General features: G+C 67.3%; 16 protein-coding genes and 1 pseudogene. All 17 read left to right on the top strand.

Translation table 11 applies throughout. The annotated features are described in order from the left end of the window. The coding region (locus tag V7Q39_RS15130) for a beta-ketoacyl-ACP synthase II (RefSeq protein WP_333817441.1) at window positions 1-756 on the top strand (756 nt) is incomplete at its 5' end. Window positions 757-759: 3 nt separating this feature from the next. After that, on the top strand, window positions 760-1,938 hold the full coding sequence (gene mltG / locus V7Q39_RS15125; protein WP_333817440.1) for an endolytic transglycosylase MltG: 1,179 nt from the start codon (window positions 760-762) through the stop codon (window positions 1,936-1,938). A gap of 190 nt (window positions 1,939-2,128) precedes the next feature. Further along, window positions 2,129-2,458 (top strand): hypothetical protein, encoded by a 330-nt coding sequence (locus V7Q39_RS15120; protein ID WP_333817439.1) that lies wholly within the window; start codon window positions 2,129-2,131, stop codon window positions 2,456-2,458. Next, window positions 2,451-3,746: a DNA-packaging protein gene (locus V7Q39_RS15115; protein WP_333817438.1), complete on the top strand. Its 1,296-nt coding sequence runs from the start codon at window positions 2,451-2,453 to the stop codon at window positions 3,744-3,746. The genes V7Q39_RS15120 and V7Q39_RS15115 overlap by 8 nt, the downstream gene beginning before the upstream one ends. An 88-nt stretch (window positions 3,747-3,834) precedes the next feature. Next, on the top strand, window positions 3,835-5,013 hold the full coding sequence (locus V7Q39_RS15110; protein WP_333817437.1) for a phage portal protein: 1,179 nt from the start codon (window positions 3,835-3,837) through the stop codon (window positions 5,011-5,013). Next, entirely contained in the window at window positions 5,010-5,255 is a 246-nt protein-coding gene (locus V7Q39_RS15105; RefSeq protein ID WP_333817436.1) for a GTA head formation protein, RCAP_rcc01685 family, read from the top strand. The genes V7Q39_RS15110 and V7Q39_RS15105 overlap by 4 nt, the downstream gene beginning before the upstream one ends. A gap of 4 nt (window positions 5,256-5,259) precedes the next feature. Continuing rightward, window positions 5,260-5,826: an HK97 family phage prohead protease gene (locus V7Q39_RS15100; protein ID WP_333817435.1), complete on the top strand. Its 567-nt coding sequence runs from the start codon at window positions 5,260-5,262 to the stop codon at window positions 5,824-5,826. 37 nt (window positions 5,827-5,863) lie between these two features. Next, a complete protein-coding gene (locus V7Q39_RS15095) occupies window positions 5,864-7,060 on the top strand; it encodes a phage major capsid protein (protein ID WP_333817434.1) in 1,197 nt (398 codons plus the stop codon). Between the two features lie 85 nt (window positions 7,061-7,145). After that, on the top strand, window positions 7,146-7,742 hold the full coding sequence (locus V7Q39_RS15090; RefSeq protein ID WP_333817433.1) for a head-tail connector protein: 597 nt from the start codon (window positions 7,146-7,148) through the stop codon (window positions 7,740-7,742). Next, window positions 7,739-8,077, top strand: coding sequence for a head-tail adaptor protein (locus V7Q39_RS15085; RefSeq protein WP_333817432.1), 339 nt, complete (start codon window positions 7,739-7,741; stop codon window positions 8,075-8,077). Before V7Q39_RS15090 ends, V7Q39_RS15085 begins: the two co-directional genes overlap by 4 nt. After that, complete coding sequence (locus tag V7Q39_RS15080; protein ID WP_333817431.1) at window positions 8,074-8,469, top strand: DUF3168 domain-containing protein; 396 nt, start codon at window positions 8,074-8,076, stop codon at window positions 8,467-8,469. The genes V7Q39_RS15085 and V7Q39_RS15080 overlap by 4 nt, the downstream gene beginning before the upstream one ends. Window positions 8,470-8,503: 34 nt before the next feature. Then, window positions 8,504-8,917: a phage major tail protein, TP901-1 family gene (locus tag V7Q39_RS15075; RefSeq protein ID WP_333817430.1), complete on the top strand. Its 414-nt coding sequence runs from the start codon at window positions 8,504-8,506 to the stop codon at window positions 8,915-8,917. 1 nt (window position 8,918) lies between these two features. Then, complete coding sequence (locus V7Q39_RS15070; protein WP_333817429.1) at window positions 8,919-9,239, top strand: gene transfer agent family protein; 321 nt, start codon at window positions 8,919-8,921, stop codon at window positions 9,237-9,239. Continuing rightward, complete coding sequence (locus V7Q39_RS15065) at window positions 9,236-9,475, top strand: rcc01693 family protein (RefSeq protein ID WP_333817428.1); 240 nt, start codon at window positions 9,236-9,238, stop codon at window positions 9,473-9,475. The genes V7Q39_RS15070 and V7Q39_RS15065 overlap by 4 nt, the downstream gene beginning before the upstream one ends. Beyond that, window positions 9,432-10,082, top strand: a complete 651-nt coding sequence (locus V7Q39_RS15060) for a phage tail tape measure protein (RefSeq protein ID WP_333817427.1) — start codon at window positions 9,432-9,434, stop codon at window positions 10,080-10,082. Before V7Q39_RS15065 ends, V7Q39_RS15060 begins: the two co-directional genes overlap by 44 nt. Window positions 10,083-10,090: 8 nt before the next feature. Continuing rightward, window positions 10,091-10,723, top strand: coding sequence for a DUF2460 domain-containing protein (locus V7Q39_RS15055; protein WP_333817426.1), 633 nt, complete (start codon window positions 10,091-10,093; stop codon window positions 10,721-10,723). Next, window positions 10,720-11,047, top strand: a pseudogene (locus V7Q39_RS15050) (DUF2163 domain-containing protein); the annotation flags it as partial. The gene V7Q39_RS15055 and the pseudogene V7Q39_RS15050, both read left to right, overlap by 4 nt.

The raw sequence follows: 11,047 nt of genomic DNA, 5'->3' as shown, positions 1-11,047 counted from the left end.
GCCTGCTCGACCGGCGCCCATGCCATCGGCGACGCGGCGCGGCTGATCATGTGGGGGGATGCCGACGTGATGGTCGCGGGCGGGACGGAAAGCCCGATCAGCGAGATCGGCATCGCCGGGTTCAACGCCTGCAAGGCGCTGTCGACCAAGCGGGCTGACACGCCGGAGAAGGCCAGCCGCCCCTATGACGCCGACCGCGACGGGTTCGTGATGGGCGAGGGGGCCGGAGTGGTCGTGCTGGAGGAATACGAGCACGCCAAGGCCCGCGGCGCGAAGATCTACTGCGAGGTGCTGGGCTACGGGCTCTCGGGCGACGCCTACCACATCACCGCGCCCAGCGAGGACGGGGATGGCGGATTCCGCTCGATGGCCGCGGCGCTGAAGCGGGCGGGGCTGGAGCCGAAGGACATCGACTACATCAACGCCCATGGAACCTCGACGATGGCCGACACCATCGAACTGGGCGCGGTGGAGCGGCTTCTGGGCGACCATGCCCCCAACGCCACCATGTCGTCGACCAAGTCGTCCATCGGGCACCTTCTGGGGGCGGCGGGCGCGGTGGAGGCGATCTTCTGCGTGCTGGCGCTGCGGGATCAGGTGGCCCCGCCGACGATCAACCTGGACAATCCGGCAGTGGCGCCGAAGCTGGACCTCGCCCCGAACAAGGCGGTGAAGCGCAAGATCGACGTGGCGTTGTCGAACAGCTTTGGCTTCGGCGGCACGAACGCGAGCCTCGTTCTCGGCAAGGTGCGCTGAGCGATGTGGCGGTCCATCGCCTCGAACGCGCTGACGCTGTTCATCGTGATCCTGATCGCGATGGCGGCGCTGGTGGCCTGGGGGCGGAACGAGTTCTTCGCGGCGGGACCGCTGGCCCAGCCGATCTGCCTGGAGGTGGAGCGGGGCGCCAGCCTGTCTGCGGTCAGCCGCAACCTGGAGGAGCGCGGCGCGATCACCGACGCCCGCATCTTCCGGATCGGGGCGGAATATGCCGACCGGGCGGGCGACCTGAAATTCGGGAGCTACATGGTTCCCGCCAAGGCCAGCATGTCCGAGGTGCTGGAAGCGATCACGGCGACGGGCAAGTCGACCTGTGGGCGGGATATCAACTACCGGATCGGGGTAACGAAATCGGATGTGGTGCTGAGCGAGCTCGACCTCGCCTCGAACAGCTATACCGAAGTGGCGCGCTTCGATGCCGGGGCCAACCCGCTGCCGGCGGAGTACCTTGAGGTGTCGGACGATCCGGCGCTTGTCTTCCGGGTGACGGTGGCCGAGGGCGTGACCAGCTGGCAGATCGCGGATGCGCTGAAGAAGGCGGATTTCCTGCAAGGCCCGCTGGAAACGGTGCCGCCCGAGGGCTCGGTGGCGCCGGGCGGTTATGAGGTCCAGCGCGGCACGGAGCGCGGAGCGCTGATCGCCGAGATGACGGCGCGGCAGTCGGCGATCCTGGCCAAGGCCTGGGCCGGGCGGTCGGAAGGCTTGCCTTATGACACGCCGGAAGAGGCGCTGATCATGGCCTCCATCGTCGAGAAGGAAACCGGGGTCGCGGAAGAGCGGGCCCGGGTGGCAAGCGTCTTCATCAACCGGCTGCAGCAAGGTATGCGGCTGCAGACCGACCCGACGGTGATCTACGGCATCACCAAGGGCGAGGGCGTGCTGGGCCGGGGCCTGCGGCAGAGCGAGCTGCGGCGCGAGACGCCTTACAATACCTATGTGATCAATGGCTTGCCTCCGACCCCCATCGCCAATCCCGGAGCCGAGGCGATCAAGGCGGCGGTGAACCCGGAGCAGACGGACTACCTGTTCTTCGTGGCCGACGGCAGCGGCGGGCACGCCTTTGCCAAGACGCTGGAGGCGCATAACGAGAATGTCGCCAAGTGGCGCAGGATCGAGGCGGAGCGGGGAGCCGCGGAGGAAGGCGGCGTGCAGGGCGAGTGATGGTTAACCAAGCGTGAAGTCTGCGCGCGGTAAGCATTTGATTGTATTTAGTTTTGTGCTTGACTTTCCGCGCGGTCCGATGTAGGTATCGTGGCATGCTAGAAGAAGTGTCGAAGCGGCCCGGGGGCGACCCCGCTGGCCGCTTTTTCATTTCTCTCGTGCGGGGGCGGCATGAGGGGTGTCGGACTAGATGACGGTGAGGTTCACGGGGGAAGCTCCCACGCCAGAGGATCTGCTGGGGGCGACGGAAAACTTCTACGCACTGACCGTGATGGAGCTGCAACGCACCATCAGCGCGCTCAGCGCCGGGGAATTCAACGAAGTGAAGGCGGCCCAGACAGCCATCCGCGATCTCCGCGCGACGGCTCTGGTCGTGTTGCAGGAAAGGGGAAAAGTTGACCAACTCCGCAAGCAGATTGCCGGCCACGTCGGAGCCGGAGGGGCGCTCGACTTTGACGAGGCCCGAGCTGAGATCGGGCGCCGCCTGGCTTGCCTCCGCAACGCCGGAGGAGGTGGATGAGTTTCTGTCCGGGCTGAGCCAGAACGCGCTTCTGGCGCTGCCCTGGGTGTTCGAGTTCTGGGCGCTGCCGCACCAGCTGCCGCCGCGGGGGGCCTGGAAGACCTGGGTCATCATGGGTGGCAGAGGCGCGGGCAAGACGCGGGCCGGGGCGGAATGGGTGCGGGCGCAGGTGGAGGGCGCGGGGCCTGCGGACCCTGGGCGGTGCAAGCGCGTGGCGCTGGTCGGCGAGACCGTGGACCAGGTGCGCGAGGTGATGGTTCTGGGCGAGAGCGGGATCATCGCCTGTTCGCCGCCGGACCGGAAACCGGAATGGCAGGCGTCGAAGTCGCAGCTTCTGTGGGCGAACGGGGCGGTGGCGCAGGTCTTCTCGGCGCATGAGCCTGAGGCGATGCGGGGCCCGCAATTCGATGCGGCCTGGGCGGACGAGCTGGGCAAGTGGAAGAAGGGCGGCGATGCCTGGGACCAGTTGCAGTTCGCGCTGCGCCTGGGGAAGAATCCGCAGGCGGTGGTGACGACGACCCCGCGCAACGTGGGCGTGCTGAAGGCGATTTTGAAGAACCCGTCCTCGGTCGTGACGCATGCGCCGACCGAGGCGAACCGGGCCTATCTGGCGGAAAGCTTCCTGGCCGAAGTGCAGAACCGCTATGGCGGCACCAAGTTCGGTCGGCAGGAGCTGGAGGGAGTGCTGGTCGAAGATGCGGAGGGGGCGCTCTGGACCTCTGCGATGCTGGAGGCGGCGCGGGTGGACGAGGTGCCCGTGTTCAACAGGGTGGTGGTGGCGGTGGACCCGCCCGTGACCAGCATGAAGTCGAGCGATGAATGCGGGATCGTAGTCGTCGCCGCGGATACGCGGGGCGAACCGAAGGATTGGCGCGCGGTGGTGCTGGAAGATGCCTCGGTCAAGGGGGCGACGCCGGAGGGTTGGGCCCGGGCGGCGCTGGCGGCAATGGAGCGGCATGGGGCGGACCGGCTGGTGGCCGAGGTCAACCAGGGTGGCGACCTGGTGGAGCGGCTGGTCCGGATGATCGATCCGCTGGTGCCGTTCCGGGGCGTCCATGCGACACGGTCGAAGATGCTGCGGGCCGAGCCGGTGGCGGCCCTGTACGAGCAGGGCCGGGTAAGCCATGTCCGGGGGCTGGCGCTGCTGGAAGAGCAGCTCTGCCGGATGACGGGGGTGGGCTGGCAGGGCACGGGCTCGCCCGACCGGCTGGATGCGCTGGTCTGGGCGCTGACCGACCTGATGCTGACCCCGTTGCATGGACTGCGGCCGAGCGTTCGGTCGCTTTAGGGAATCTCCGGCATTTCAAGGTCATATGACCGGGCGCTTCAGGCAGCCCGGATGGTCGGGCGCTGCCCGAGGCACGAAGGAGCGCGAGATGGTGTTCGATTTTCTGCGGAAGGCGCCGGGGACGGCGGTTCCGGAACGCAAGGCCTCGGCCGTGGGTCGGGTGATCGCCTGGGGCAATGCGGGCCGCGTGGCCTGGAGCCCGCGGGATGCCGCCAGCCTGACGCGGACCGGGTTTCAGGGCAATCCGGTGGGCTTCCGTGTTGTGCGGCTGATCGCCGAGGCGGCGGCGGCGCTGCCGCTGATCTGCCAGACCAGCGCGCAGCGGTTCGACCTGCATCCGGTGCTGGAGCTGATCGGCCGCCCGAATGGCGCTCAGGGGAAGGCGGAGTTTCTGGAGGCGGTTTACGGCTATCTGCTGCTGGCGGGGAACGCCTATGTCGAGGCGGTGCCAGGCGCTGGCGCGATGCCGGGAGAGCTGCATGTGCTGCGGTCGGACCGGATGAACCTTGTGCCGGGGGCGGACGGCTGGCCGGTGGCCTATGACTATACGGTCGGCGGGCGGACGCACCGCTATGACGTGACTGGCGAGATGAGCCCGATCTGCCATCTGAAGACCTTCCATCCGCAGGACGATCACTACGGATTCTCGCCCATGCAGGCGGCGGCGGTGGCGGTGGATGTGCACAACTCGGCGTCGTCCTGGTCAAAGGCGCTGCTGGACAACGCGGCGCGGCCCTCGGGGGCCATCGTCTACAAGGGGGCGGACGGGGCGGCTTCGCTGTCTTCCGACCAGTACGAGCGGCTGGTGAGCGAGATGGAGGCGCACCATCAGGGCGCGCGGAATGCCGGGCGGCCGATGCTGCTGGAGGGGGGGCTCGACTGGAAGCCGATGGGGTTCTCGCCTTCGGACATGGAGTTCCAGAAGACCAAGGAAGCGGCGGCGCGGGAGATCGCGATTGCCTTCGGGGTGCCGCCGATGCTGCTGGGGATACCGGGGGATGCGACCTATTCCAACTATCAGGAGGCGAACCGGGCCTTCTTCCGTCTGACGGTGTTGCCGCTGGCGACCAAGGTGCTGGCCGATCTGGCGCATTGGCTGGCGGGATTCGCGGGCGAAGCGGTGGAGCTGAGGCCGGACCTGGATCAGGTGCCCGCCCTGGCGAGCGAGCGGGACCAGCAATGGGCGCGGGTCGCGGCGGCGGAGTTCCTGACGGTGGCGGAGAAGCGAATGCTGCTGGGCCTGCCCAAGTTCGCGGAGGGGGAATGACGGCGCGGCGGTCCGAGGGGGGCTCGCGGTTCCTCTACGAAAGCTTCGATGCGGCGTCGGCGCGGATCGAGGCGAACGAGCGGGTCGCGAACGAGCGCTGGGCGGGGCTGGAGTATCGGCTGGGGCTGATCGAGGCGACGCTGGAGCGGCTGGAGAAACGGATCTGGGTCGGCGTCTATGGGGTGGCGGCGTTCCTGTTGGCACAGATGGCCGAGACGGTCATCCAGGCTTCTATGAGGTGAGGCGATGACGGAAGACTGTAGCCAAGGGTGGGGAGCGCCCGAGCGCAAGTTCCACCGGCCCGAGACGGGGCTGGTGGTGCGCGAGGGGCATGTGGTTGAAGGCTATGCCTCGCTTTTCGGCAAGGCGGACCAAGGCGGCGATATCGTGCAGAGGGGCGCCTATGCGGCGAGCCTGAAGCGGCTGGCGGCGCGGGGCGGCAGGGTCAAGATGCTGTGGCAGCATGATCCGGGCCAACCGATCGGCGTCTGGGACGAGGTGCGCGAGGATGCCACGGGCCTGTGGGTCAAGGGGCGCATCTTGACCGAGGTGGAGCGGGGGCGCGAAGTGGCGGCTCTGGTCCAGGCGGGGGCCATCGACGGGTTGTCCATCGGCTATCGCACGGTCAAGGCGGAACGCGACGGCAAGGGCCAGCGCCTGTTGTCGGAGCTGGAGCTTTGGGAGGTGTCTCTGGTGACATTCCCGATGCTTCCCGAAGCGCGGGTCGCGGCCAAGGCGGAAGCTCTGGACGACGGCTGGCGGCATATCGCGGCGGCCTTCGAGGACGCGCGCCGCAGTCTGGCCGGGCGATAGCGCGAGCCGTTCCATCAGTGAAAGAAGGAAAGCGTCAATGACCGAGACCAAGTCTCGGGCCGGGGAAGGTTTGTCCCCCGCCCAATCACCGGCCGAAGAGGCCAAGGCCGCCATGGCCGGTTTCCTGAAGGAATTCAGCAGCTTTCAGGACGAAGTGAAATCAACGCTGAAACATCAGGAAGAGCGACTGACCATGCTGAACGCAAAGACGATGTCCTATGGCCGCCCGGCGCTTTCGGCCCGCGCGGAGGTGGAAGCCCCGCATCAGAAGGCGTTCAACGCCTATCTGCGGTCGGGCGACGATGACGGCCTGCGTGGCCTGACCCTGGAAGGCAAGGCGATGTCGAGTGCGGTGGCCGCCGATGGCGGCTATCTGGTCGACCCGCAGACGGCGGACCGTATCCAGTCGCTGCTCTTGTCGACTTCGTCGCTGCGGTCGGTGGCGAATGTGGTGCAGGTCGAGGCGACCTCGTTCGACGTGATCGTGGATCGTAGCGAAGTGGGGTCGGGTTGGGCGACCGAGGCGGCTGCCACCTCCGAGACCGCGACGCCGGTGATCGAGCGCATCTCGATCAAGCTGCACGAGCTGGCGGCGATGCCGAAGGCCAGCCAGCGCCTGCTGGACGACAGCGCCTTCGACGTGGAGGGGTGGCTTGCCGAGAAGATCGCCACCCGCTTCATCCGCGCCGAGGCTGCGGCCTTCATCAACGGCGACGGCGTGGACAAGCCGAAGGGTATCCTCCTCCCGACAAAGGTCGCGAACGCCTCCTGGACCTGGGGCAACATCGGCTATGTTCCAACGGGTGCTGCGGCGGATTTTGCCACCACCAACGCGGCGGATTGCATCATCAACCTGGTCTATGCGCTGGGCGCGGACTACCGGGCGAACGGCAGCTTCGTGATGAACTCGAAGACCGTGGGCGCGGTGCGCAAGATGAAGGATGCCGATGGCCGCTTCCTGTGGTCGGACGGTCTGGCGGCGGGCGAGCCTTCGCGCCTGATGGGCTATCGGGTCGTCGTGTCGGAAGACATGCCCGACATCGCGGCGGGCGCCTATGCCGTCGCCTTCGGTGACTTCCGCTCTGCCTATACCATCGCGGAGCGGCCGGACCTGCGCATCCTGCGCGATCCGTTCTCGGCCAAGCCCAACGTCCTTTTCTACGCCAACAAGCGCGTGGGCGGCGACATCACCGACTATGCGGCGATCAAGCTTCTGAAGATCGCGGTGTCGTGACGTTTCGGCCCGGTCCCTGCGGGGGCCGGGCCTTTCCCCGTGCCTTGCATTCAGCAATTGCCCGGCCGCGGGCGGAGATCTGATCATGATGTTGACCGAAGAAACTCAGGTGCCCCTGGCGGCACTGCCGGTGGAAGAGATGAAGGACCATCTGCGGATGGGCAGCGGCTTTGCCGATGACGGGCTGCAGGACGGGCTGATCGAGACCTATCTTCGCGCCGCCCTGGCAGCCATCGAGGGGCGGATCGGAAAGATGCTTTTCCAGCGCCGCTTCCTTTGGGTGCTGGAGTGCTGGCGGGACGAGGAGCAGGCGCTGCCGGTGGCCCCGGTGACGGGTGTCGTGAGCGTGACGCTGGTCGATGCGGCGGGGGGAGAGGTTCTGGTGCCGGGGGCGGTCTACCGGCTGGTCAAGGACCTGCATCGTCCGCGGCTGGCGGGGAAGGGAAGCGCGCTGCCGACCATCCCCAGCGGGGGGTCGGCCAGGGTGGTGTTCGAGGTGGGCTTTGGCGCGGCCTGGACCGATATTCCCGTGGATCTGCGGCAGGCGGTGCTGCTTCTGGCCGGCGAGTTCTACGAGCACCGGCATGACGACGGTGCGCAGGCGGCGGGGCTGCCCTTCGGCGTGGTGACGCTGATCGAGCGCTGGCGCACGGTACGTATTTTGGGCGGGGGCCGAAAATGAACGCGCCCCATCTGAATCGCGCGCTGGTGCTGGAAGGCGTGGTCCGCACACCGGACGGTGCCGGTGGCTTCACCGTCGTATGGGCGGCAGTGGGCAAGCTGTGGGCCGAGATCCTGCCGGGATCGGGCAGCGACACGCTGGGCGAGGAGCGGATGCTGTCGGCGGTGCCCTATCGCGTGACGGTGCGAGGTGCTCCGACGGGTTCGGCATCCCGCCCGAAAGCCGGGCAGAGGTTTCGAGAGGGCGAGCGGCTGTTCCTGATCCAGGCGGTGACGGAGCGCGACCCGTCCGGTCGCTATCTGACCTGTTTCGTCCGGGAGGAGGGGCCGAAATGAGCTATGGTGCAGCACCCGCCTTGCAGACGGCGGTATTCCAGCGGCTTTCGACCTGGCCTGCCTTGTCAGGCGTGGCGATCCATGACGCGGTGCCGCCGAACGTGACGGGAACCTTCGTGCTGATCGGCCCCGAGGAGGCGCGTGACCAGTCCGACAAGTCGGGCGCGGGGGCCGAGCATCAACTGGTGATCAGCGTGATCACCGATGCGACGGGGTTCCTGTCGATCAAGACGATTGCCGCCGACATCTCGGACGCGCTGATCGGGGCGCCTTTGTCCCTGAGCCGGGGGCAGCTGGTGAGCCTGTTCTTCGTCCGGGCCAGCGCCCGGCGGATCGAAGAGGGCGAGACGCGGCGGATCGACCTGACCTTCCGGGCGCGCGTACAGCTTTAGCGCCCGCCCAACCCCTTTCATACGGAGAGCGAACATGGCTGTGCAAAGCGGCAAGGATCTGCTGATCAAGATCGACCAGACGGGGGACGGCCAGTTCGTCACCATCGCGGGGTTGAGGGCCACGCGGATCAGCTTCAACACGGAATCGGTGGATGTCACCAGTCTGGAAAGCCAGGGCGGCTGGCGCGAGCTGCTGGCCGGGGCAGGGGTGAAGTCAGCGGCGATCTCGGGCTCGGGCGTGTTCCGGGACGAGAACACCGACGAACGCGCGCGGCAGGTGTTCTTCAACGGCGAGATCCCGGATTTTCAGGTGGTGATCCCGAGCTTTGGCGTGATCGAGGGGCCGTTCCAGATCACCTCGATCGAATACTCCGGCAGTCACAACGACGAGGCGACCTACGAGATGGCGATGGCCTCGGCGGGTGCGCTGACCTTCACGGCGCTTTGACATGGCGAACCCCTGGGCGGGCGAGGTGGCGATCTGGCTGGATGGCCAGCGCCATGTGGCGAAGCTGACGCTGGGCGCGCTGGCCGAACTGGAGGAGGTGCTGGAGACGGGGTCGCTTCTGGACTTGGTGCAGCGGTTCGAGGAGCGGCGGTTCTCGACACGGGATGTGCTGGCCTTGATCGTCGCGGGGCTTCGTGGGGGAGGCTGGCAGGGGCAGGCGGCGGACCTGTTGCGGGTCGAGATCGGTGGTGGGCCGGTCGAGGCGGCACGGGCGGCGGCGGAACTGCTGGCACGGGCCTTCGCCCTGCCGGACGAGCCATGAGCGGCATCGACTGGCCGGGCCTGATGCAGGCGGGACTGCACGGGCTGGGGCTGGAGCCCGCGGTCTTCTGGCGGCTCACACCGGTGGAATTGAAGATCATGCTGGGGCGGGAGGGTCTGGTCCCGCCCCTGACACGCGCGCGGCTGGCGGAGCTGGCAGCGGCGTTCCCTGATGTGAGGAAGGATGAGCGCGATGGCGGATATCGGAACGATGCAGGAGCAGCTTCAGGCGCTTGAGGCGCAGATGAGCTCTTCGGTGTCGATGGTGGCGGCGTTCGACGGGGAACTGGCGCGGATGCGGGAGACGATGATCTTCACCGGCCGCGAGGTGAACACGCTGTCGAGTGGCATCAGCGGGGGGTTGCGGAAGGCATTCGACGGGCTGGTCTTCGACGGAATGAAGCTGAACGACGCGCTGAAGTCGGTCGCGAACACCATCGTAGACACGATCTACTCCATCGCGATCAAGCCGGTGACGGGCGCGCTGGGCGGTCTTCTGGCGCAGGGCGTGGCCGGGGCCATGGGGGCGGGAATGCCCTTTGCCAATGGCGGGGCGTTCAGCCAGGGCAGGGTGATGCCCTTTGCCAAGGGCGGCATCGTCGGCGCCCCCACGACCTTCCCGATGCGGGGCGGACGCGGCCTGATGGGCGAGGCCGGCCCCGAGGCGATCATGCCGCTGGCGCGGGGACCGGATGGACGGCTGGGGGTGCAAGCGGGCGGGGGCAGGGCGGTGAGCGTGGTGATGAACATCACGACGCCGGACGTCCAGGGTTTCCAGCGCAGCCAGTCTCAGGTTGTGGCCCAGGTCAGCCGCGCCCTGTCGCGCGGCCAGCGCAATCGGTGAGGGACGAAATGGCATTTCACGAGATACGCTTCCCGGCGAACCTGAGCTTCGGGTCGGTCGGTGGCCCCGAACGGCGAACCGAGATCGTCACCCTGGCGAACGGGTTCGAGGAGCGGAACAGCCCTTGGGCCCATTCACGCCGGCGCTACGATGCAGGTGTCGGATTGCGGTCGCTGAACGACGTCGAGACGCTTGTCGCCTTCTTCGAGGCCCGCGCGGGACAGTTGCACGGCTTTCGCTGGAAGGACTGGTCGGACTTCAAATCCTGCGCTCCGCTTGAGACCCCGGCGCCCGATGACCAGCTGATCGGAATCGGTGATGGAGAGACGAAGGTCTTCCAGTTGCGGAAGACCTATGTGTCGGGCTTGCAGGAGTATTCGCGTCCGATCCGCAAGCCGGTTACGGGCACGGTTCTGGTTGCTGTGGCCGGGGATCAGAAGATCGAGTCGCAGGAGTTCACGGCGAACCCGGAAACCGGCGAGGTGACCTTCACGCTTGCGCCGGACCTGGGCACCCGTGTCACGGCGGGGTTCGAATTCGACGTGCCGGTTCGCTTTGACACGGATGCGATCCAGTCCTCGGTCGCGTCGTTCCGCGCGGGGGATGTTCCCAATGTTCCCATTGTGGAGGTGCGGCTGTGAGCAAGGAAGCCCTGCTGTCGCATCTTGCGACCGGTACTAGCACGGTCTGCCGCGCCTGGACGGTGCGGCGCCGCGACGGGCTGGTTCTTGGATTTACCGACCACGACCGGGACCTTCAGGTCGATGGGGTGGCCTGCCGTGCCGACACCGGCATGACCGCGCGATCGCTTCAGCAGACGACCGGGCTGTCGGTCGACAACAGCGAGGCCTTCGGCGCCCTGAGTGCGGCGGCGATACCGAAGACGACCTGACCGCCGGGCGCTTCGACGGCGCGGAGGTTCAGGCATATCTGGTCAATTGGGCGGCGCCCGAAGATTTCGTGCT

It is taken from the genome of Tabrizicola sp., from assembly GCF_036781545.1.
Classification (GTDB): domain Bacteria; phylum Pseudomonadota; class Alphaproteobacteria; order Rhodobacterales; family Rhodobacteraceae; genus Tabrizicola.
This window is presented reverse-complemented; position numbering and strand designations above follow the sequence as displayed.

What these genes read in the sequence shown, in the direction of transcription:
- V7Q39_RS15070 (WP_333817429.1), top strand. Translation starts at nt 8,919, where the DNA reads ATGGCGAACCCCTGGGCGGGCGAGGTGGCGATCTGGCTGGATGGCCAG.
- V7Q39_RS15085 (WP_333817432.1), top strand. Translation starts at nt 7,739, where the DNA reads ATGAACGCGCCCCATCTGAATCGCGCGCTGGTGCTGGAAGGCGTGGTC.
- V7Q39_RS15080 (WP_333817431.1), top strand. Translation starts at nt 8,074, where the DNA reads ATGAGCTATGGTGCAGCACCCGCCTTGCAGACGGCGGTATTCCAGCGG.
- V7Q39_RS15055 (WP_333817426.1), top strand. Translation starts at nt 10,091, where the DNA reads ATGGCATTTCACGAGATACGCTTCCCGGCGAACCTGAGCTTCGGGTCG.
- V7Q39_RS15100 (WP_333817435.1), top strand. Translation starts at nt 5,260, where the DNA reads ATGACGGAAGACTGTAGCCAAGGGTGGGGAGCGCCCGAGCGCAAGTTC.
- V7Q39_RS15110 (WP_333817437.1), top strand. Translation starts at nt 3,835, where the DNA reads ATGGTGTTCGATTTTCTGCGGAAGGCGCCGGGGACGGCGGTTCCGGAA.
- mltG (WP_333817440.1), top strand. Translation starts at nt 760, where the DNA reads ATGTGGCGGTCCATCGCCTCGAACGCGCTGACGCTGTTCATCGTGATC.
- V7Q39_RS15090 (WP_333817433.1), top strand. Translation starts at nt 7,146, where the DNA reads ATGATGTTGACCGAAGAAACTCAGGTGCCCCTGGCGGCACTGCCGGTG.
- V7Q39_RS15075 (WP_333817430.1), top strand. Translation starts at nt 8,504, where the DNA reads ATGGCTGTGCAAAGCGGCAAGGATCTGCTGATCAAGATCGACCAGACG.
- V7Q39_RS15065 (WP_333817428.1), top strand. Translation starts at nt 9,236, where the DNA reads ATGAGCGGCATCGACTGGCCGGGCCTGATGCAGGCGGGACTGCACGGG.
- V7Q39_RS15105 (WP_333817436.1), top strand. Translation starts at nt 5,010, where the DNA reads ATGACGGCGCGGCGGTCCGAGGGGGGCTCGCGGTTCCTCTACGAAAGC.
- V7Q39_RS15095 (WP_333817434.1), top strand. Translation starts at nt 5,864, where the DNA reads ATGACCGAGACCAAGTCTCGGGCCGGGGAAGGTTTGTCCCCCGCCCAA.
- V7Q39_RS15120 (WP_333817439.1), top strand. Translation starts at nt 2,129, where the DNA reads ATGACGGTGAGGTTCACGGGGGAAGCTCCCACGCCAGAGGATCTGCTG.
- V7Q39_RS15060 (WP_333817427.1), top strand. Translation starts at nt 9,432, where the DNA reads ATGGCGGATATCGGAACGATGCAGGAGCAGCTTCAGGCGCTTGAGGCG.